Here is a 21925-nt window from a genome sequence, read left to right as displayed (position 1 = left end):
TCAAGTTACTTAAAATGAGATGACAGTAAAACAGAACAAATTGATTGAATTTAGGGCTGGATTATAAGTGGAAAAAACTGACAGTACAATCAATATACATAGTCAATAGCTATTGGTTTTAGTAAATTGTGAACGAGCATGTATTATCACACGAGCATGTAATATCACACGAGCATGTAATATCATAATAGTCTAGTTATCAGAGCATCGTTATTATCTTTAGAGTGTTAGCCTGTACTCAGGTCGTTAACTCTAGTTAATACATTTTCAACTATTTCGCTTTTTAACCATTTGCGTTAAGCAACCCGGCTAAGTTTAATTTGATTAAATTGTTGCTGGTGCGATAGAAAATGTGTGAAGAAATGGCCATCGCTTTTAATGATGAATAACCTAGTAGCCAGGCAACCTTATAAAATAAACTGCTTAAAATAAACCAAATAAATAGACACGAACTGCTTGAATTGTTGGACAACAATACAATTAAAATTTATAAATTAGTTGTTGTTAATATAAAAATCGCATAAACCCATCCCATGCTGAGGTCTATTAGTTAAATCTTAATAATATATTTTTCTAAATTCCCTGGTCCGTATAAATTTAGACTATGCTTGATCAAGTAAATCGACATTACAGGAGGTTTGTATGAGACAAAGGATAAAACGGGATGACGGTCAGAATTCTATGAAACAAAAACAAGGAAGCGAGATAAGTTTGCCTAGGCAACTGATATTGCAACTAACGCTGTATCAAATTTTGAATATTGGTATGTACGCTTATTTTCTGTTATTTCCTCTAGGCTGTTTTTGCTGCGCTCAGTGCACAAAACGGTGTAAATGCACCAATAAAAGCCAGTCGGTTTGCGCTTTTTATTATAGATTAGCAATTTATTATAGAACAACGATGAATGCCGCTCTAATATCGACATTCCCTCAACCTGTTTTTTCAAAAAAATTAAATGAACCCGATCTGTGATGTTATCCGAACAATTAACAGCGACCAGTGATCATGTTCCCAAAGTGATTTCTGACTGGCAGTTAAGTGCAATACCTAAATGGTTTTGGGCACTTGTACTGCTGATAAGTCTAAGTCCAATTTTAATCTCTTCAGGAATTAACTTTTCAAGTAGTGAAAGTGTCATTTTATTTGATTCGGTTATTCAACAGAAAAACATTAAGCAACAATTTTTGAATGATCAATTATATGTTGCACTTCAAGGAGGAATGTATTACGCACTGGTAGAGTGGAGTGCCGTTATTATTGCGGTTTTATGTGGTTTAATGGCGTTTTCACATTTTAATATTAATCGTGATATTTCTGGGCCTTTAATTGGTTTAATTCTGTTTTACAGTGGCATTATGGATGCTATTCATGCGCTGGCTGCAACACGCTTTATGACGGTTAATGCCAGTAGTGAAAGTTTAATTCTATTCAGTTGGGCGATCTCGCGAAGCTTTAATACTTTATTATTGCTAATCGGCGGTATGATTTTATTAAAAGTGAAATCAAAAAATACGACTTTTACTAATAGAGGATTGTTGTTATTTGCTTTGTTATTGTCTGTGATAATCGGTTGTATCTATTACTGGATGACGACCAGTAATAGTTTACCAAAAACTCAATTTGAACAGTCCTTGATTCACCAGTCCTATGATTTGATTCCTTTGGTCGGGTATTGTTTGTGCGTTCCTTTATTTTATCAGGTCTGTCAAAAAAAAATGAATTTTGTAACAGGCTTTTTGTTGGTTGGATGCATACCGTTAATTCTTTCTGAATGCTATATGGTGTTTGGTTCTAAAAATTTATATGACCATTATTTTAATTCGGCTCACTTGTTAAAAGTATTTAGCTATTTGCTGCCTTTTATTGGGTATCTACTTGATCATCGAAGAATTTTACTACAACAGCAGCATCAGCAAAAAAAATTGACCTCTTTGAATTTGAGATTAGCAGATAAGCAGACGGAGCTTGAAACAATAAATAATGTGCTACCTGTTGGCCTAATGCAGGTTAATCGCCATGGCATCATCGTGTCGGCCAATAATTATGTGCACCAAGTACTTCATTACCCCGCTGGCAGCTTGATTGGGAAAAGTGTCGAAATATTAGTTCCTGATTATGCCAAAGATGTACATGTGTCTTTGCGACAAAGTTTTCAAAAAAAATCTGAAACTCGGCAAATGGCTAAGGATGTTGATAGTTTATATGGGAAAACTCAAGATGGCCAAACCGTTCCGCTAGAAATTGGATTGGCTTCTATTGTACTAGATGGTGAAAAACAAGTTTTAGTTTCTCTGATTGATATTCATGAGCGAAAACAAATGCTCGAAGCATTAAAAAATAAAAATGAAACAATGGAACAGGCTATTACCAGTTTGCGGCGTTCTAATGAACAATTAGAGCGATTTGCTTATATATGCTCTCACGATTTGCAGGAGCCTATTCGCATGGTAGAAAGTTTTAGTCAAATGCTGCAACATAAATTGGGTCCGCAACTTGATGGCAAAAATAAAGAGTATCTTCATTATATTATTGATGGCGCTTCGCGAGCGCGAGCAATGATCACAGATATCTTGTTGTATTGTCGTCTCGAACAACCTGTTATGAATAAAACGCAAATAAATTTACAAGAAATTTGCGAACAAGTACATCGCACACTGGAAATAAACCTTAAAGAAAAAAATGCTACTTTTACTTGGCAAGAGAATTTGCCGACATTAATTGCTGTGCAAACACAACTTTTTCAGTTAATACTCAATTTGGTTAATAATGGTATTAAGTTTAATCACGATGAACAGCCTCAAGTTTATCTTTATGTAGAAAAAATGTTAAAAAAAGAACAAGGCAATGATTATTGGAAAATATGTGTCAAAGATAATGGTATTGGAATTAATCCTCGTGATCATAAAAAAATATTTAATATATTTGAACGGCTAAATGCAAAAGCCGATTTTTCAGGAACAGGAATTGGTCTGGCAAATTGTCAGAAAATTGTTGAGCAACATGATGCAACTATTAGTGTTGATTCGCAAGAGGGAAAAGGGTCAGTGTTTGTTATTCATTGGCCATGTAAAAACATAGAAACCCGTGAACAACAATCTAGCCTGGAGGTTTAGTCAAATGACCCGTCAATTGAATATTTTGTTGGTCGAAGATAACCCTGGTGATATAGAGCTGGTAAAAATTGGATTGGAAGAAACCAATGCGGATGTCAATTTAACTGTTATTCAAGATGGTCAACATGCGCTGGACCATATTAATGATAATGAGACAGTGCCAGATATTATTTTACTCGATATTAACTTGCCTAAAGTAAATGGATTTGATGTGCTAAAAGCTATTCGTGGTAGTGCATGTTATCAAATGGTGCCCGTTATTATTTTAACGTCTTCATCTGCTGAAGTAGATATAGCAAAAAGTTACGCAGAGCATGCTAACAGTTATGTAACCAAACCGGCAAGATTTGATAATTTTGTTGATGTCATTCGATCTATTGACAGCTTTTGGTTTACCAACGCCAGTTTACCCAAAGATAAGCTGATTAAAAACTAAATGAGCATTTAAATACTATTAAAATAACTAGGAGCCTGCGTATGCAGTCAATTGATATATTGTTAATTGAAGATAATCCCGGCGATGTAGAGTTAACTCGTGAGTCTTTAAATGGCTCTAAAATAAAAAACAGTTTGAATGTCATTATGGATGGTGAAGAAGCTCTGGATTATCTGTTTCAGCGTGGCCAATATGACTTGGCTAAATTGCCAGATTTAATTTTGCTTGATCTAAATCTGCCTAAAGTTAGTGGTAGAGAAATACTCAAAGAAATTAAAAGTGATGCCGCACGAAGTAGTATTCCTATTATTGTGCTATCAAGTTCTGAAGCGGCATCAGATATTCAGCGAAGTTATCAATTACATGCTAATTGCTTTGTTACTAAGCCTGTTTGCTTGGCGGACTTTTTAACAGTTATTCAAATGATTGAATTTTTTTGGATTGATATTGTAAAGCTTCCCATGAAGGATGCGATACAATGAGTGACGTGATTTCTCCAGCACATGAGAAACAGCACGAGGATGAATTTCAACAAATGGTTTATGGGATTTCTCATGATCTTGGTGCGCCATTACGTTCAGTTGTCAGATTGTCACAACTACTACAAGATAGAGTTAAAGACAAACTAGATGAAAAAGAAAAGTACTGGTTAGATTTGATTATCAATGGTGGTGAACAAGCTCAAGCAATGATAGATGGGTTGCTCACTTACTCACGTTTGATAAATCATGTTGCAGATATTGATTCGGTTAATTTAACGGAAATTATTGCCAAGGTTGCAGATAAGGAAATAGAAAAGTTTTATCAGGCTTATATTCAAAGTGCGCGAAATATTAATTTTCAATATGAAAGTGAGAACTTTGTAGTAACTGGCGTTTACCATCATTGGCTGTTGTTGATTCAATCAATTGTTGAAAATGCCACTTTATATCAGCCGCTTGATAGCGAGCAAGATCTTAATGTTATTTGTACTTTGTCAATGAAAGAACAGCGTTTAATACTATGCGTCGAAGATAATGGTATTGGTGTTTCTGATGAACAAAAAAAATATATCACTCGACCTTTTATGCGAGGGCAAAGTCCTCAAGATTATCCTGGAATAGGAATGGGACTGGCGTTTTGTCAGCGTATTGCAAAAATCAATGATGGTGAACTAAGATTTGAAGATTCACCACTTGGTGGATTAAAAGTAATTTACAGTGTCAATGTCAGTTAAAAGTTATATTAGGACTTGAGTCTATTAATTAGATCAGGAATTATCGAAATGGGCGGTCAAATGAATATTGTATCATCCAATCAACTATTACAGTCTCACACTTATTTAATGGCAGAGGATAATCCAGCAGATGCCGAATTGGTTCGAGAAATGTTGGAGCAAGCATTCGATGGCGATTGTGCGCTGGTATGTGTTGGTCGATTTTGTGATATTAACACCGCTTTAAAAAATCATCATTTTGAAGCATTAATCTTAGATATGAACTTGCCTGATCGTTCAGGTATCAAGAATGTTATGGAACTTGGCGAAGATTATCCTGATTTACCAATTATTGTATTGACCGGACAGGATGATCAGGCGCTTGCTGTAGAGTCCTTAAAACGAGGCGCACAAGATTATTTAAGTAAAAACCAGGTTACGCCAGAAATTTTGGCGCGCAGCTTACGTTATGCACAAGAGCGAAAAAATATTGAATTAAAGTTACGCAAAGCACTAGATGATTCTGCTGATCGCAATCAACAATTAGAAAAAATGGCACGCTATGATTTTTTAACGTCACTACCTAATCGCTCTTATTTTGACAGTGTTGCTAATCGAACTTTACGTAGTGCCTTGCGGACTAATAAATTAGTTGCGCTGTTATATTTTGATATTAATAATTTTAAAAAAATTAATGACAGTTTTGGTCATGCTGCTGGTGATGGTTTGTTACGAGAGGTCGCCGATCGTTTAAAGGTTACAGTCAGAGAGTCTGATTTTGTGGCACGCCTTGGTGGAGATGAATTTGTTTTAATAACTGATTTGCTCGATGAAAAACAAGAAGTTTATCGATTAGTTAATCGATTGCTTGAGGCGTTTGAGAAACCAGTACAAATTGATATTCATCAAATTCAATGTAGTATTTCAATTGGTGTTGCATTTTATCCTGATGCGAAAACTCTTGAGTTGTTAATGAAACAAGCTGACTGTGCAATGTATGAAGCAAAAGAAAAGCGCCATGTTCCGGTTTGTTTCTTTACGCAACAAATGGAGTCAATTTACACTCGCAATATGGAAATTGAATCGAATATTAAAGAGGGACTAAAACTCAATGAATTTAATGTTTATTATCAGCAAATTGTTTCGCTGGAAAATCCTGCGATGTTTCAGGCTGAAGCTTTATTGCGCTGGCATTCTTCTCATTTGGGTATGGTGAGTCCAGCCGAATTTATTCCAGTAGTAGAAAACAGCCCATTAATTAATCAGTTGACTACGGTTGTATTGCGATATACCAGTCGGTTAATCCAATCGTTGAATGATTTATCGATTAATATTGAACGTATCAAAATTAATGTAACCGCATCACAAATTGCTTCACTACCATTTTGTAAACAATTTATGGACTGGCTGGAAAAGTTGGGTATTCCGCCTGATTTAATCTGTTTGGAGTTGACTGAGCGTGAAATGGTGAAAAACGCCAGTATATGTCGATCACAAATAGATATTATGCGCCGGGCGGGTGTGTACTTTGCGCTGGATGATTTTGGTACCGGCTATTCGTCGATTACTCACTTGCTTGAAGTACCTATTGATTATTTAAAGCTGGACCGTTCACTGATTGATCGTATTGATTTAAATGAGCGTAATCAGGCATTGGTTGCGGGTATTATTGAAATGGCGCATCGGTTGAATTTAAAAGTAATTGCCGAGGGAATAGAGTGTGAGCGTGAGTTTGAAATTATTAAACAACTTGGCTGTGATCAATATCAAGGGTACTATTTTGCCAGACCAATGCCGATTGATGAACTCATATGCCAATACTTGCGGGCACTGAAAGAGAAGGTTGGTTGAGTGACTAAATTTTAAATCAAAACCTGTCATCGTGCTGTTTTAAGTTCGGATTTTATCCGTAAAAATTATTGGTTTAGTCCAATTAACATCACAAAATATACAACTTTTCAGTTAAAATAGGGTACAATTCGCCACTTTTTTATGGAACCCTGTTTAGCGCAAATCTATGTCGTACATGCAATTTATCCGTAATTTCTCAATTATTGCCCATATTGATCATGGGAAATCAACCTTGTCTGATCGATTAATTCAGGTATGTGGTGGCTTAACTGAACGTGAAATGTCAGAGCAAGTACTTGATTCAATGGACATAGAACGTGAGCGAGGAATTACTATCAAGGCTCAGAGCGTGACTCTCATCTACAAAGCCAAAGATGGTAATAATTACCAGCTCAACTTTATTGATACGCCCGGCCATGTAGATTTTTCTTATGAGGTATCTCGCTCGCTGGCTGCCTGTGAGGGAGCGCTGTTAGTCGTTGACGCCGGGCAGGGGGTTGAAGCACAGACATTGGCTAATTGTTATACTGCTATAGAACAAGATCTGGAAGTTATTCCCGTATTGAATAAAATTGATTTGCCACAAGCGGATCCTGATAGGGTTGCTCAGGAAATAGAAGATATTATTGGGCTCGAAGCAATGGATGCCGTGCAATGTAGCGCTAAAACCGGTGTTGGCATTGATGAATTATTAGAAGAGCTGGTGGCAAAAGTTCCAGCGCCTGCGGGCACACCTGATGGACCTTTACAGGCTTTGATTATTGACTCCTGGTTTGATAATTACTTGGGCGTTGTATCACTGGTAAGAGTGGTTGAAGGTACATTGAAGCAAGGTGACAAAATGCTGGTTATGTCTACTGGCAAAACCCACCAGGTTGATTTTGTTGGTATTTTTACGCCTAAGCGGCACGACTTACCGGAATTACGAGCCGGTGAAGTTGGATTTGTTATTGCTGGAATTAAAGAAATTCAAGGTGCTCCTGTGGGTGATACCCTGACATTGGCAAAAGCACCAGCACCTAAACCATTACCTGGATTTAAACGAGTTAAACCTCAGGTATATGCGGGTGTTTTCCCGGTTTCTTCCGATGATTATGAAGCGTTTCGAGATGCATTGGCAAAACTAAGTTTAAATGATTCATCGCTCTTTTATGAGCCTGAAAATTCACAAGCACTTGGATTTGGCTTTCGTTGCGGCTTTTTGGGTATGCTGCACATGGAAATTATCCAGGAACGGCTTGAGCGGGAATATGATCTGGATTTGATTACCACTGCACCGACGGTGGTTTTTGAAGTGGTTACCAGTAAAGGTGAAACCATTCATGTTGATAACCCGGCGAAATTACCTGAACCATCAGAGATTGGCGAAATGCGTGAACCCATTGTCGAAGCCAATATTCTGGTCCCACAGGAACATTTAGGCGCAGTTATCACTTTGTGTGTTGAAAAGCGTGGCATGCAAACCAAAATGGAATATGTTGGTAGTCAGGTGTCATTGACCTATCACTTACCCATGAATGAAGTGGTGCTCGACTTTTTCGATAGATTAAAGTCTGTTAGCCGTGGTTATGCATCACTTGATTACAATTTCATACACTTTCAAACAGCTAATCTGGTTAGACTCGATGTGCTGATTAATGGTGATAAAGTCGATGCACTTGCGATAATTGTGCATAAAGATCAGGCACAATATCGAGGACGAGAACTGGTTGATAAAATGCGGGAACTTATACCAAGGCAAATGTTCGAAGTCGCTATTCAGGCTGCAATCGGTAATCATATTGTTGCGCGTTCGACGGTTAAAGCATTGCGAAAAAATGTTACAGCTAAATGTTACGGTGGTGATATTACCCGTAAGCGTAAATTGCTCGAAAAACAAAAAGCAGGTAAAAAACGCATGAAGCGGGTTGGAAAAGTCGAAATCCCACAAGATGCTTTCCTGGCGGTGCTTCAAGTTGGCAAAGAATAGTCAGCGTTGTTGACTAGCTAAATTAAAGTTGCTGAATTAAATAGCTTGAAAGAATTTAACTAAATAAAAATAAGGTTGTTAAATAATTATGAGCAGTATTTATGGGTTAATATTAGTCGTGTTAACGTTTGTTTCGGGAATTATTTGGTTGATTGATTCTCAAACAGCAGGGAAAAAGCGAAAAGCAGCCTTGAATGAGTTATACAAACAAGACGCTGAGCCTGCGCCCGAAGCCATTGAAGCGGTATCTAAAGAGCCGATTCATGTGGACTATGCGAAATCATTTTTTCCCATATTACTTTTCATCGTGGTACTGCGCTCTTTTCTGTACGAACCTTTTCAAATTCCTTCGGCTTCTATGAAGCCAACGTTGACTGAAGGTGACTTTATTTTAGTCAACAAGTTTAATTATGGTCTACGACTGCCGGTAACATCTCAAAAAGTTGTTGATATTGGACACCCTCAACGAGGTGATGTGGCAGTATTTAAAGCACCTAATCCACCATTTGAAGATTATATCAAGCGAGTTGTTGGTTTACCGGGCGATACTATTTTTTACTCTACTAATAAAGAGCTTTATATATTGCCTAAATGTCCCGAGGGATTAGCGCGTGATGCCTGTCCTAAGCGTTATAAAGTTGAGCGCGAGCTTACAGCCGAACCTAATTATATTGATCGAAATCCTGATGATGGCTCTCAAAAGTTTACTAAACGCTATTCTGAAGTTTTAGGTGAACGCACACATGAAATTTTGATTAATCCTGAAATTCCTGAACGCATTAAAGTTGGTCACTCTCGCACTCAACGCTTTATTGTTCCTGAAGGTAGTTATTTTGTGATGGGGGACAATCGCGACAACAGTCATGATAGCCGTTATTGGCCCTATGTTTCATTTGTTCCCGAAGAAAACCTGGTCGGTGAAGCCGTTTCAATTTGGTTACATCTGGATTTTGGTATTCAAACCCCTTATTTACGCTGGGTACCTACCGGCATCGATTTAGGTCGAGTAGGTGCGATTAAATAGCTGGTTATCAATCGTAAAAGGCTTATGCTATGATTGAGTCTATTAATATTCGCGTATACAGGCTTTAGTGTCATGAAAAACACCAGGCAAAATGCTCAAAATTTAAACTTTCAAAAATTATCCAGACAGCATGGCGCAACTATGTGGACCATGCTGTTTAATATCTTTGTTATCGGATTTCTCGCATTTATGGCCATAAAGTTATTACCAGAATATATGGAATTCGGTACGATTCGTTCATCAATGCAAGAAGTGGTGAATCAACATAATTTTCGTGAAATGACTAGCAAACAAATCCTTACTGCTATGTCAAAACGTCTACAAGTTGACAGCGTAAGAGGATTTAGCAAAGATTCATTTAGTGTTGCGCAAGATAAAAAAACGTCAGAAAAATATATTTTGATCAATTACGAGAAAAAAATTCCATTATTTTCTAATATCTCTGTACTTTTAGAATTTAATGAAGAAGTTCGCACGAAGCGCTAAGTGCGATTGCTCCGATTATGTCTGTTTCTCCCAACTTGAAGTATTTACAGAAAAAACTGAATTATCAGTTTAATGAGTTACCTATTTTACAAATGGCATTAACTCATCGTTCAGCCAGCAGTCAACATAACGAACGTCTGGAATATCTAGGTGATGCAGTATTAGGTAGCATTATCGCCCATCAACTTTATCTTCAATTTCCGCAGGCTGACGAAGGTCAGTTGAGCCGGCTGCGCTCATTTTTAGTGAAAGAAAAAGCGTTATACGAACTGGCCCAACAAATTAATCTTGGTGATTATTTAAATCTGGGCAGTGGCGAATTAAAAAGTGGTGGATTTCGCCGGGCATCAATTTTATCTGATGCTTTTGAAGCAATTATTGGGGCAGTTTATCTCGATAGTGATTTTATCAGTACTCAGCAATTTGTATTGGGATTGTATCAAGAAAAACTAGCTAAGTTATCACTGGATATGGCGCAAAAAGATCCCAAAACTCGTTTGCAGGAATGGTTGCAAGCACGCAATTTTGAAACACCCGAATATGAAGTGATTCGTTCTACTGGCAAAGACCATGCTAAATCTTATTGGGTAAGTTGTAATGTAGAATATCAATCAATCAAAACTGAAGGATTTGGTGCCAGTCGCCGAAAAGCCGAGCAAGATGCCGCAGCTAAAGTATTGGAGAAATTAGTTAATGACAAATAAGCAACCGCAATCTCGCTGTGGATTTGTTGCATTTATTGGGCGTCCTAATGTTGGCAAATCAACTTTGCTCAACCAGTTGTTAGGTCAAAAATTAAGTATTACCTCGCGTAAGCCGCAAACTACGCGGCATCGAATATTGGGTATTGATACACTAGATAACACACAAATGATTTATGTGGATACCCCTGGTATCCATAAGAAAGAAGCTCGAGCGATTAACCGCTTAATGAATAGAGCGGCCTCTAGCTCAATTGCTGATGTGGATCTCGTTGTGTTTGTCGTTGAGAATGATCGCTGGACGGAAGATGATGAACTCGTATTGGAACATATCAAAACCCATAATGTACCGGTTATTTTATTTATTAACAAAGTTGACAAAATAAAAGATAAAGAAGCGTTATTACCTTATTTGCAGCAATTATCGACAAAATATGCTTTTCAACAGATTATTCCTGGATCAGCACTCAAAAATAATCAGGTCGATGCATTAAAAAATTACTTACTCGATGCAATGCCCGAAGGAGACTTTGTTTTCCCCGAAGATTATTATACCGATCGCAGTGAACGTTTTTTGACGGCTGAAATTATTCGTGAAAAACTGATTCGCCAGTTAGGTGACGAACTACCTTACTCGATTACAGTCGAAATTGAACAATTTAAAATGGATGAAAAAGGGCTGCTTCGTATTAACGGTTTAATTTTGGTTGAACGTAGTGGTCAAAAGTCGATTGTGATTGGAAAAGGCGGCAGTCGTCTTAAGCAAGTAGGCACCGATGCTCGAAAAGATATTGAGCGGTTGTTTGCGCAAAAAGTATTTTTAGAATTGTGGGTTAAAGTCAAAGATGGTTGGGCGGATGATGAGCGGGCTTTGCGCTCATTAGGGTTTGATGAAAGCGACTAGTGCTGTTTTGAGAAAACAACATGAGTCAAAAGTCATATCCCATAACTGCTTATGTTTTGCATTCAATTCCTTATCAGGATAACCACCAAATCTTTCAACTTTTTTCAAAACAGATTGGCAGACTTTCTGTTATCGCCAAGGGGATCAGAGGGCCTCGCTCGCAGGCCCGTAAAGCTAACTTGCGACCATTTAGTGAATTAAAGCTCGATATTGTTGGCAAGAGTGACTTAAAAACCCTTACCCATTGCGAATTGACTAATCCTTCATCAGAGTTTGGTATTTGTTATGATCAAAAGCTGCTTGCATGTGCTTATTACGCTAATGAAGTTTTGCTCAGAGCTTTACCGGAACACCAGGAATTTGAAGCTGTTTATTCAGGATATCAAACGCTGTTACGCGCGTTGCCAACAGAGCAATCGCAAGCCCATAGTTTGCGTCAATTTGAATGGTGCTTATTAAATGAGTTAGGCATTGCACCTGACTTTCAACTTGATGTAGAAAATAATCCAATTGTTAACGACTGCTTCTATTATTTATCGCCTCAGGCAGGGTTTAATAAGGTGTCCACACAAGATAAAACGGGCGCATTTGCGGGTAGCAGTATTTTAGCTATACATGATGACAGTATTAAACATGATAGCAAAGAAACTCGTCAGATAATGCGATTACTATTACAAGATATTATTGGCAATCAGCCTTTACAGAGTAGAAAATTATGGCGTCAGATTCCACTAAATTAATGTTAAGGAGAGAACCTCATGAGTCAGTCTAAATCACCGATTTTACTGGGCGTTAATGTTGACCACGTTGCAACGATTCGTCAGGCGCGAGGTGTCGATTATCCGCAGGTACTGCAAGCTGCGCTGGTGGCTGAACAATCAGGGGCTGATGGAATTACTATTCATCTAAGAGAAGATAGACGCCATATTCAGGATCGTGACGTAGAGTTAATACGTGAATGTATTAATTCACGATTAAATTTTGAAATGGCAGTTACTGAAGAAATGATCGCTATTGCCAAAGAAACTATGCCTGAGTATGTTTGTCTGGTCCCTGAAAAACGCGAAGAAGTGACAACTGAAGGGGGGCTGGATGTGCTTGGTAACCGTGATAAGGTCAAACGTGCTTGTGATGAGCTGGGTGCTGTTGGTATTAAAGTTTCATTATTTATCGATGCTCAGGAATCACAAATTCAAGCCGCTTATGAGGTTGGCGCGCCATTTATTGAAATTCACACTGGACATTATGCTGATGCGCATCAGGCAGCTGAAAAAGCGCGTCAATTACAAATGATTCAAGATGGTGTGCATTATGCTAAATCACTCGGCTTAATGGTTAATGCTGGACATGGTTTACACTATCATAATGTGGCCGAAATTGCGGCGATTAAGGAAATTTATGAACTGAATATTGGACATTCTATTATCGCTCGCGCTGTCTTCAGCGGTCTGGCAAGTGCCGTTGCCGATATGAAAACAATTATGCTGAATGCTCGTGGTTAATTGGATTGAACCTAATGCATGAGGTTGGCCACTAATGGCAATATGGGGGATTGGCATTGATTTATGCGAAATCGAACGCCTCGAGAAGCAGGTGTCGATTCGCGGTGAGTCATTTGTAACAAAAATCCTCCATCCTAACGAATTGTTTGAATATCAAACTTGTGCGTTAAAAGCCGCCTTTTTGGCAAAACGATTTGCTGCAAAAGAAGCCTTTTTAAAAGCGTTAGGGACAGGAATCAGTCAGATAGGATATTTGACTGATATCGAAGTTGCACACACACCTGCAGGCAGGCCAATTATACATATTCATGGTCAATTACAGCACAAAGTTGATGAAATTGGTCAGGTGGCAATCCACGTATCAATATCTGACGAAAGAGCGCTGGCCTGTGCTCAGGTCGTGATTGAAAAGCTGGATAATCCTTAGACAATTCGATAAATCAGCAGGACTTAGGGAGCGTATTACCCCAAGTCATCTAAAATATCTTGTTTATTCTGGTTTAACAAAGCTGCTAGAGTAAGCTAAAATATTCGAATTCAACACAAATCAACAAGTTACTGCCAATTTAGCAACGCAGAAAGGTTTATTCTCATTAAAACATTATTTTCCCAAGGCACATCTCACACAACGCGATTGTTTATCGTGATGGTTTTATCTTGTGTGCTGATGTTTGTGGATCATCATGAAAAACATTTGCAAGGTGTGCGCGAGACACTGGCTGCATTGGTCACTCCCATTGTCTTTCTTGCTGATATTCCCGGAGAGTTTTTTGCCTGGGGGGGAGAAAACCTGATTTCGCGGAGTCAGTTACGTCAGGAAAATGCCCGTTTAAACGATGAAGTACTCATTTTAAAAGCACAACTGCAAACTTTAGTTGCTTTGCAATCAGAAAATGCGCGATTACGAAATTTGTTAGGGACAGAAAACAAGCGTGTTGAACGTAAAATGGTTGCAGAAATTATTCAGGTTGATAGTGACCCTTTCAGTCTGAAATTTATGATTAACAAAGGCAGCAATCACGATGTCTATATTGGACAAACGGTAATTGATGCTTACGGAATTGTTGGACAAGTTGTTGAGGTTTCGCCATTTTATTCAAGGGTTTTAATGATTACCGATAGCTCTCATGCGATTCCGGTGAAGGTCAATCGAAATGGTGTTAGGACAACAGCGGTAGGAACCGGACAAATCAATTTATTGGAATTGCAGTATGTGTCTGATACTACCGATATCAAAGTAGGTGACTTATTGATCAGTTCAGGACTTGGTCAGCGATTTCCTGATGGTTATCCTGTTGCCAAGGTGATTTCTGTTGAACCCGATCCGGGAGAATCCTTTACTCGGATATTTGCGGTCCCCGAAGCCAGACTCAATCAGAGCTCGCTGGTTTTACTGGTATGGGCCAACCAGCCAGTGAGAGAGTAATGGTACAACGTAAAGCCGATAGCAAAGGAAGCGGGGTCATTTTATTCACATTTGTGATAGCAATGTTGCTGGATGTGATGCCTTTACCTGAAGTGATTGCCATGTTTAGGCCAGAATGGGTTGTCATGGTCTTTATATACTGGGTAATGGCAATTCCTAATCGGTTAGGTGTATTGACTGGTTGGGTGATTGGCTTGATTATGGATGTATTGCAGGGATCTTTGTTTGGTATTAATGCATTATCTATGGCTTTGGTCGCATTCCTGATCCAAATGCTATACCATCGATTACGCTTGTTTCCTCCTTGGAAACAGGCCTTCAATATTACGGTCATTGTTGGTATACACCGTTTAGTGGTCATCAATTTAAATGGATTGGTTGAACAGGTTTCTGGAGATTTTACCTATTGGCTGCCACTAATTAGCGTTGCCCTTTTTTGGCCCTGGATTTTTATTTTGTTACGCGATATTCGTCGAAAATTTTGTTAAATCGGTTAATAGCCCCAAAAAAAGATGTCAGGGAATATACATGAAGTTATCACAACCGATCCCGTGTTCAGTGGAATCGATTTATCCAGTACCAATTATACTGGCCTCACGCTCGCCTCGTCGGCAGGCGCTGTTAATGCAAATACAAATCGCTTTTGAACTGTTCGACCAAAATATAGATGAGACGGTTTATCATCAAGAGCTTGCAATTGATTATGTCAAACGCATGGCACACGAAAAAGCACAAGATGCCTGGCAACGCATTACCGAATTAAAATCGCAGATTAACTCTGATACAGTAGACATTTACCAGCAGATCCCTTTGCCTTTGTTGGCGGTACTGTCTGCTGACACTTGCATTGCATTAGATAATCATATTTTGGGCAAACCGGAAGATGCAAAAAGTGCAGAGTCGATGATTTTATCTTTGTCTGGCAGGTCTCATCAGGTGATGAGTTCTGTCGCTATAGCAACACATGAGGGAATATTCAGTCTGACCAGTATTACTGATGTTGAGTTTTGTCATCTTTCGCAGGGGGAAGCAGAACGCTATTGCCAATCAGGAGAAGGGCTGGATAAAGCGGGCGCTTATGCAATTCAGGGAATTGCGGCAAAATTTATTAAATCAATTCGCGGTAGTTATTCTGGTGTTGTGGGATTACCACTGTTTGAAACGCGTTTGTTACTCGATAGGCATTTTAAGGTCGATTCATGAAAGAAGAAATTTTAGTCAATGTCACTCCACAAGAAAGTCGTGCGGCGGTTATCGAAAATGGTATGTTGCAGGAGATTTATATTGAGCGAAGTGCCAGTCGAGGATTAGTCGGCAATATTTATCGGGGTAAAGTAATTCGGGTTTTGCCGGGAATGCAAGCAGCCTTTATCAATATTGGTCGAGAACGTTCGGCATTTTTGCATGCAGCTGAGATATTACCGATTTCTGAAACCGAGATGATTGAGAATGAAAATATCACAACGCCCGATATCAATGAACTGTTGCACGATGGACAAAATATCACCGTACAAGTGATTAAGGATGAAATTGGTACAAAAGGGGCACGATTAACGACGCATTTGACCATTCCTTCACGATTTCTAGTCATGATGCCAGATAATCCACATATTGGTGTTTCACAACGAATTGAAGATGAAGATGAACGAATTCGTTTAAAAGAAGCGCTATCGTCGCCAAATGGCCAGGAAAAAAATGGAAGTAAAGAAAAAGAAATGCCCGGGTATATCGTGCGCACTGCCGCAGAAGGTGCTGATGTTAGTGAACTTAAACGGGATGCCGACTTTTTAGACCGGCTCTGGCAGACGATTAAGAGTAAAATTCGTGCGGCCAAAGCACCGTGTCTGGTACATGAAGATCTTGATTTGCCATTACGACTCATTCGCGACTTAGCTCCTACTGGTGTTGAAAAGATTCGAGTCGATTCAGTAACCGTTCATCAACGTCTGTTATCCTTTGTGAAAGAGTTTATTCCTAATTTAAAGTCCAGTGTGGAGTTTTATACTGGGGAAAGACCTTTATTTGATGTGTTTAATGTAGAAGATGAGATAGAAAAGGCGTTGCATCGAAAAGTCCAATTAAAGTCAGGCGGCTATCTGATTATTGAGCAAACTGAGGCAATGATTACGATTGATGTGAATACCGGTGGATTTGTCGGGTATCGAAACCTGGAAGATACAATTTTTAAAACTAATCTCGAAGCCGCATCAGCTTTGGCAAGACAATTGCGATTAAGAAATCTGGGCGGCATTGTCATTATTGATTTTATCGATATGAAAGATGATGAACACAAGCGTCAAGTATTGCGTACGCTAGAAAAGGCGTTAGAGCGAGATCATGCAAAAACCCATATTTCAGAAGTATCGTCGCTCGGTCTGGTACAAATGACGCGTAAAAGAAGTACCGAAAGTCTTGAACATTTGTTATGCGAATCTTGTCCAACTTGTGGCAGCAAGGGGAGTGTTAAAACTGCGCAGACCATCTGCTATGAAATTTTCAGAGAGCTTTACCGTAGTGCCAGAGCCTATGAAGCTCAAAAATACCTGGTACTGGCTTCACAAGAAGTTGTCGATAGAATGCTTGATGAAGAAGCGCCTTATTTGGCTGAATTAGAGGCAATGATTGGTAAACCTATCCGTTTTCAGGCGGAAAGACTTTACACTCAGGAACAGTTTGATGTGGTTTTGATGTAATTATTGATTAGAAGTAATTATAGATTTGATAAATTAACGATTGAGAAACCAAGTGACTGAGCCGCGCAATAATTCCTACTTAAAAATACTGGTGTTTGTGGTTAACAAACTCTGGCTGCTATTGGCTACCAGTATTATTTTAGTGGCATTATGTTTTGCATTGCTACATTTGTTATTACCACAAATCGGTAGTTTCCAGACAGATATCGAGCAATGGATCGAAAGCAAATATCAAGTTGATATTGAAGCGGAAAGTATCAGTGCTGAGTGGCGCTCGAATGGCCCCGTATTTGCCGTTAATCAATTAAAAGTTCAATCAAATACAGGTCAATTTAGTTTGTTGGCAATTGATTCGATGCGCATTCACTTTGATGGATTAGGTAGTCTGCTGTCTCAAAGTGTTACCACTGAAAAAATCGAAGTCAGTGGTGCTAATTTAAGCTTTGTCATTGATCGCAAGCTTGGTGTCCAACTGGACTCTTTAGAAGAACAAGATACCGCCAATAATCAGGAAGTAAAAGAAATTAGTCGATTATTGCTGGTTAATTTGTTTAATCAAAAAAATCTAACGCTTTTGTCTTCTGATATACGCATCGAAACCCTGACAGGTAAAGAGTTTAATTATACCATCGAAAAACTCGATATCAGTAATCACCGGGATAATTTAAGTAAACAAGATATCCATCAGTTAACAGGTAAGCTACTGGATAAATTTAATGGCGAATTAAAGCTGGTCGCCGAAATTTATGGCGATCCGGCAACGCCGCAAAGCCATACGGATTTTTATCTGGAAGGGCGTAACATTGCACTTAGTCATCTACCAGGTTATGTTGAAAACTCCCACTACAAACCTTATAGCGGAGTAGCTAATTGGAAACTTTGGAGCCATTGGCGCGATGGCCACTGGCAAAACGCGGATGGATTGATTGAATTAAACAATGTCCGCTGGCGAGCGGTGACCGAACAACAGACGGATAACGAATTAAAAGCCAGCATAGAAAAATTTTCTCTTGATTTTAACTGGCATTTTACTGGTGCTAATACCGGTGTATTATCCTTTTATAATGCTGATTTAAAAGTTTTTGAGAAAGACCCCCAAGTATTACCCACATTTTACTTTTTGTTTAATGAGAAAAATGCGCGTGATATTCAATGGGATCTGGTAATTCATGATTTCAATACACGTGAGTTGGCTGACTTTTATAATTTAATATTAGATGTTGATAAAAATAAACTCGATTTATCTCAAAGAAAGCTGGCAATTAATCTGGATTCGCTGGGAATGCGCATTGAAAGAAAGCAGGGGCGTTGGGAAAAAATATTTGCTTATTCGACCTTTTCTGATTTGCAATATGATAAGCAGTTTGGCGTGCCGCAAATTAATGGTATCTCTGGATCATTATTGTTTGCTAATGGTGAAGGACAGACAATTTTAAAGGGAGAGCAGTTAACGGCTGATTTTAATGGATTGTTTCGCCAGCCGCTTCACTTGGACTCACTCGATATGTCCTTACTTTGGCGAATTGATGAAACAGGACAACTGGATTTATATATTGATTCTGCTTACCTTAAAAATTCGGATTTAACGGTCAACGCTCGTTCTCATTTTTTCTATCAGGATGAACTTCCCAATCTCAATCTTTATGCAGAATTGACCGAACTGGATGCCAGTCAAACCTCTCGCTATTTACCTGTTCAAATTATGTCTGAGCCATTGGTGAACTATCTGGATCGCAGTGTAAAAAGCGGTAAGGTTTCACTGGCTAAAGCGATGATGCATGGCCCATTAAAGGCTTTTCCATTCGATAATACAGAAGGATTGTTTTCAATTCGTGCACAACTGGAAAATGCTGAATTTGAATATCTTCCGCGATGGCCACTTGCTCAAAATATGCGGGCTGATCTGTTATTTGAAGGTAATGGTATGGATTTGCGAAGTAACTATGCAACTTCAGAGCAGGTTACCTTGAATGCTGCAAGAGCGGTTATTAAAGATTATGCAGCGTCAGGCACACCATTAGAATTATTTATAGATGCTTCCACAGTTGATAATCATGGTCGAGAGTTTTTGCTCAATTCTTCGTTAACCCATATCGGTCAGGCATTACAGTCATTTGATTATCAAGGTAAAATAAATGCGCAAATTGGCCTAACGGTCGAACTGGATAGTGAACAAATCACGCACCTTGATGGGAAAGTTAAACCCGACAAAAATTCTGCAAAAATTGCGTTTGGTGATTTCCAGTTTAGTCAGTTAGATGGTCTGCTATTACTCGATAATCATGGTATCAGACCGAGTGAACTGGCTGCTCAGTATCATCAACGCCCAATTAATGTCCATTTGCAAAGCGGACAAAAAGATAGCGAACCTGAGTTGATTATAAAAGCGAAAGGTGCGTTAAATGCGCAAGCTTTAACAGATATTGTTGCGCCACATTGGGCTGATTTGGCAGAAGGCGAAACGCTGGTCGAGGCAAATATTGCTGTAGCACCGCCTGCGGCAAAAGATAAAGTGATTTTAAATTTCAAAACGGATTTACAAGGGTTACAGTTGAAGTTGCCCGAACCATTCTTGTCTGTTCAACAGCAAAAATCTCCTTTGTCTGTTAGCGTGCAGTTGGCCAGTATGAACTCAGTGCAAATTAACTGGAATAAGTTAAGAGCAAAGTGGTGGTGGAAAAGCCAACCAGAAAGTTTGAACCATGACCCATCCAGTCAAATAGCGCCCAAAATAACTGTAAGCTCACCCGAGCTTGAGAAGCAAACTAATGAACAATCACCAAACGAACGACAAATAAACAATCAATCAACAAGTCGTCTGATTACTGAAAACCAGAATCATGAAAACCAGAATCATGAAAACCAGAATCATGAAAACCAGAATCATGAAAACCAGAATCATGAAAACCAGAATCATGAAAACCAGAATCATGAAAACCAGAATCATCAAAATCACCAAAATCAAAAAGGTAGAAGTGAAAGTCGGGGAGCTCAAATTAATGGTTATCAACATGTTGGAGGGGTATTTTTATGGAATTCAGAATTTTTATTACCCGATTTGCCAGTACAAAAGAATCAAGCAGACTTGCATTTTGACAGCTTCGATTTTCAACAGTGGCTACCCGTTTTTAAGCGTATTCATCAAGAAATTCAACAAAGCAACGGTGAAAGTGAAGCACACAATGATTTTCGCGTAACAATTAATCAGTTTAATCATGAGTTGTTTAAATTAGATGAGGTAAAACTCATCGGGAGTAATAACCAGACTGAGTGGCTGTTTAATGCTTCAGGCCCTGATTTGACCGCACAATTAAAATTACTGTCGGATAAACCTTGGGCATTAACTATTGATAATCTAAATCTCGATTTAAATCCCGAATTATTTGCTACGCCTGGTGAAGACCAATCCGCAACTGAAAACGAGGTGGTAACTAATGCTTCGCCTTTCACCAGCCCGCAGTATGATTTGCAGGACTGGCCCTCTATGGACATCCACTGCAAACAATGTCAGATTCATCAAAAAAAGCTGGGCGAGATTCAAATAAATTTGGTTTCATCGCAAGATGGATTAAATGTGCAAGGTCGTGTGCAGGATGAACAAAACCATCAGCTCAAGTTTAATGCTAACTGGCTCCAAATTAAGGCATCTCAAGTCTCTGAGCAATCGCATACCGATGTACAAATGCTCAATCTGACCCATTTAGAATACGAACTAGCGACCAATAAGTTTGGTCAGTTAATGCAACGCTGGAATTATCCTGTGCCTGTTGCCGATAGCAGTGGTCGTTTTGCTGGTCGATTATGGTGGCGCGATTTGCCTTGGCGTTTTTCAACCACTGAATTTGAAGGTGATGTACGTTTCGAATTGGGGGCTGGTTACTTAAGTGAAGTTAGTGATGCCAAGGCTCGATTATTTTCTCTTTTTAGTTTGCAAACGCTTTCTCGTCGATTGCAATTAGATTTTAGTGATGTCTATAAAAAAGGATTTTTTTACGATCAGCTCTCTGGAAATATTCGGATGCGTGATGGCGTTGCGGTGGCTGACAATATTTATGTTGACGGAAATGCTGCCAAAGTAACCTTAAGTGGTAGTGTTAATCTCAAAGATCAAGTGATTGAACAGCGCGCCTTGGTTGTGCCACAACTCACTTCGAGTTTGCCTGTTTTGGTTGGTTGGGCGGTTGAACCAACAACGGGAATCATTGTTTACTTACTGAATAAACTGTTTGAACCTGCTATTGAAGTTGTCACTCAGATTGAATATCGAATTCATGGTCCTATCAGTGATATGAGCATCGACGAAATTAAAAAGTTCAAGGATAAGGTAAAATACAAGACTTCTGAAAATGCATTGCCAGCCAAAAGCCAAAATCAGACGGCTATAGAAAATCAGTCAGCCAGTGAAAGCCAATCACCCGATAAAGTGAGTGATGTGATCTCACCTGGAGTCGATGGTGTTTAAACCAGGATAATAAATATCTATCAAGTTAAGCGTGGTAAAAACAAGCACTTTGAATTAGTGTTGAGTTGGCGTTTAAACATTGTGGATTTGATTGGAATGATTTAGCGTTAATCGCAACCTTTCAAACGGTGCAGATAAAGACTATTCAGTTAAACACTTTTTA

General features: G+C 38.8%; 18 protein-coding genes. All 18 read left to right on the top strand.

The window, feature by feature from the left end; all coding sequences use genetic code 11:
• Positions 1-971: 971 nt before the first annotated feature.
• A complete protein-coding gene (locus tag ABVT42_RS08650) occupies positions 972-3113 on the top strand; it encodes a sensor histidine kinase (RefSeq protein ID WP_353874367.1) in 2142 nt (713 codons plus the stop codon).
• Between the two features lie 4 nt (positions 3114-3117).
• Positions 3118-3549, top strand: a complete 432-nt coding sequence (locus tag ABVT42_RS08645) for a response regulator (RefSeq protein WP_353874366.1) — start codon at positions 3118-3120, stop codon at positions 3547-3549.
• 41 nt (positions 3550-3590) lie between these two features.
• Positions 3591-4031 (top strand): response regulator, encoded by a 441-nt coding sequence (locus ABVT42_RS08640; protein WP_353874364.1) that lies wholly within the window; start codon positions 3591-3593, stop codon positions 4029-4031.
• A complete protein-coding gene (locus ABVT42_RS08635; RefSeq protein ID WP_353874363.1) occupies positions 4028-4765 on the top strand; it encodes a sensor histidine kinase in 738 nt (245 codons plus the stop codon). The genes ABVT42_RS08640 and ABVT42_RS08635 overlap by 4 nt, the downstream gene beginning before the upstream one ends.
• A gap of 60 nt (positions 4766-4825) precedes the next feature.
• Positions 4826-6595 carry an EAL domain-containing protein gene (locus tag ABVT42_RS08630; protein WP_353874362.1) on the top strand — a complete coding sequence of 590 codons (1770 nt, stop codon included), beginning with the start codon at positions 4826-4828 and terminating at the stop codon, positions 6593-6595.
• A 166-nt stretch (positions 6596-6761) separates the two neighbouring features.
• On the top strand, positions 6762-8564 hold the full coding sequence (gene lepA, locus ABVT42_RS08625) for a translation elongation factor 4 (RefSeq protein ID WP_353874361.1): 1803 nt from the start codon (positions 6762-6764) through the stop codon (positions 8562-8564).
• Positions 8565-8652: 88 nt separating this feature from the next.
• Positions 8653-9588, top strand: coding sequence for a signal peptidase I (gene lepB, locus ABVT42_RS08620; RefSeq protein WP_353874360.1), 936 nt, complete (start codon positions 8653-8655; stop codon positions 9586-9588).
• Positions 9589-9660: 72 nt separating this feature from the next.
• Entirely contained in the window at positions 9661-10074 is a 414-nt protein-coding gene (locus ABVT42_RS08615; RefSeq protein ID WP_353874358.1) for a DUF4845 domain-containing protein, read from the top strand.
• Between the two features lie 17 nt (positions 10075-10091).
• Positions 10092-10778 (top strand): ribonuclease III, encoded by a 687-nt coding sequence (rnc, locus tag ABVT42_RS08610; protein ID WP_353874356.1) that lies wholly within the window; start codon positions 10092-10094, stop codon positions 10776-10778.
• Complete coding sequence (gene era / locus ABVT42_RS08605) at positions 10768-11679, top strand: GTPase Era (protein WP_353874354.1); 912 nt, start codon at positions 10768-10770, stop codon at positions 11677-11679. Before rnc ends, era begins: the two co-directional genes overlap by 11 nt.
• Positions 11680-11699: 20 nt before the next feature.
• Entirely contained in the window at positions 11700-12419 is a 720-nt protein-coding gene (gene recO, locus ABVT42_RS08600) for a DNA repair protein RecO (RefSeq protein WP_353874352.1), read from the top strand.
• A gap of 18 nt (positions 12420-12437) precedes the next feature.
• On the top strand, positions 12438-13181 hold the full coding sequence (pdxJ, locus tag ABVT42_RS08595) for a pyridoxine 5'-phosphate synthase (RefSeq protein WP_353874351.1): 744 nt from the start codon (positions 12438-12440) through the stop codon (positions 13179-13181).
• A gap of 34 nt (positions 13182-13215) precedes the next feature.
• Positions 13216-13608 carry a holo-ACP synthase gene (acpS, locus tag ABVT42_RS08590; RefSeq protein WP_353874349.1) on the top strand — a complete coding sequence of 131 codons (393 nt, stop codon included), beginning with the start codon at positions 13216-13218 and terminating at the stop codon, positions 13606-13608.
• A 102-nt stretch (positions 13609-13710) separates the two neighbouring features.
• Positions 13711-14607, top strand: a complete 897-nt coding sequence (mreC, locus tag ABVT42_RS08585; RefSeq protein WP_353874439.1) for a rod shape-determining protein MreC — start codon at positions 13711-13713, stop codon at positions 14605-14607.
• Positions 14607-15095 carry a rod shape-determining protein MreD gene (mreD, locus tag ABVT42_RS08580; protein ID WP_353874348.1) on the top strand — a complete coding sequence of 163 codons (489 nt, stop codon included), beginning with the start codon at positions 14607-14609 and terminating at the stop codon, positions 15093-15095. The genes mreC and mreD overlap by 1 nt, the downstream gene beginning before the upstream one ends.
• Before the next feature lie 40 nt (positions 15096-15135).
• Positions 15136-15810 carry a Maf family protein gene (locus tag ABVT42_RS08575; protein WP_353874347.1) on the top strand — a complete coding sequence of 225 codons (675 nt, stop codon included), beginning with the start codon at positions 15136-15138 and terminating at the stop codon, positions 15808-15810.
• Positions 15807-17300, top strand: a complete 1494-nt coding sequence (rng, locus tag ABVT42_RS08570) for a ribonuclease G (protein WP_353874346.1) — start codon at positions 15807-15809, stop codon at positions 17298-17300. Before ABVT42_RS08575 ends, rng begins: the two co-directional genes overlap by 4 nt.
• Positions 17301-17352: 52 nt before the next feature.
• Entirely contained in the window at positions 17353-21762 is a 4410-nt protein-coding gene (locus ABVT42_RS08565) for a YhdP family phospholipid transporter (protein WP_367023653.1), read from the top strand.
• Positions 21763-21925: the final 163 nt, after the last annotated feature.

It is taken from the genome of Aliikangiella maris, assembly GCF_040719265.1.
In the GTDB taxonomy this organism is placed as follows: domain Bacteria; phylum Pseudomonadota; class Gammaproteobacteria; order Enterobacterales; family Kangiellaceae; genus Aliikangiella; species Aliikangiella maris.
The sequence above is the reverse complement of the archived record's forward strand: the minus strand, read 5'-3'. Positions and strand labels throughout refer to the sequence as shown.

What these genes read in the sequence shown, in the direction of transcription:
- ABVT42_RS08650 (WP_353874367.1), top strand. Translation starts at nt 972, where the DNA reads ATGTTATCCGAACAATTAACAGCGACCAGTGATCATGTTCCCAAAGTG.
- ABVT42_RS08645 (WP_353874366.1), top strand. Translation starts at nt 3,118, where the DNA reads ATGACCCGTCAATTGAATATTTTGTTGGTCGAAGATAACCCTGGTGAT.
- ABVT42_RS08640 (WP_353874364.1), top strand. Translation starts at nt 3,591, where the DNA reads ATGCAGTCAATTGATATATTGTTAATTGAAGATAATCCCGGCGATGTA.
- ABVT42_RS08635 (WP_353874363.1), top strand. Translation starts at nt 4,028, where the DNA reads ATGAGTGACGTGATTTCTCCAGCACATGAGAAACAGCACGAGGATGAA.
- ABVT42_RS08630 (WP_353874362.1), top strand. Translation starts at nt 4,826, where the DNA reads ATGAATATTGTATCATCCAATCAACTATTACAGTCTCACACTTATTTA.
- lepA (WP_353874361.1), top strand. Translation starts at nt 6,762, where the DNA reads ATGTCGTACATGCAATTTATCCGTAATTTCTCAATTATTGCCCATATT.
- lepB (WP_353874360.1), top strand. Translation starts at nt 8,653, where the DNA reads ATGAGCAGTATTTATGGGTTAATATTAGTCGTGTTAACGTTTGTTTCG.
- ABVT42_RS08615 (WP_353874358.1), top strand. Translation starts at nt 9,661, where the DNA reads ATGAAAAACACCAGGCAAAATGCTCAAAATTTAAACTTTCAAAAATTA.
- rnc (WP_353874356.1), top strand. Translation starts at nt 10,092, where the DNA reads ATGTCTGTTTCTCCCAACTTGAAGTATTTACAGAAAAAACTGAATTAT.
- era (WP_353874354.1), top strand. Translation starts at nt 10,768, where the DNA reads ATGACAAATAAGCAACCGCAATCTCGCTGTGGATTTGTTGCATTTATT.
- recO (WP_353874352.1), top strand. Translation starts at nt 11,700, where the DNA reads ATGAGTCAAAAGTCATATCCCATAACTGCTTATGTTTTGCATTCAATT.
- pdxJ (WP_353874351.1), top strand. Translation starts at nt 12,438, where the DNA reads ATGAGTCAGTCTAAATCACCGATTTTACTGGGCGTTAATGTTGACCAC.
- acpS (WP_353874349.1), top strand. Translation starts at nt 13,216, where the DNA reads ATGGCAATATGGGGGATTGGCATTGATTTATGCGAAATCGAACGCCTC.
- mreD (WP_353874348.1), top strand. Translation starts at nt 14,607, where the DNA reads ATGGTACAACGTAAAGCCGATAGCAAAGGAAGCGGGGTCATTTTATTC.
- ABVT42_RS08575 (WP_353874347.1), top strand. Translation starts at nt 15,136, where the DNA reads ATGAAGTTATCACAACCGATCCCGTGTTCAGTGGAATCGATTTATCCA.
- rng (WP_353874346.1), top strand. Translation starts at nt 15,807, where the DNA reads ATGAAAGAAGAAATTTTAGTCAATGTCACTCCACAAGAAAGTCGTGCG.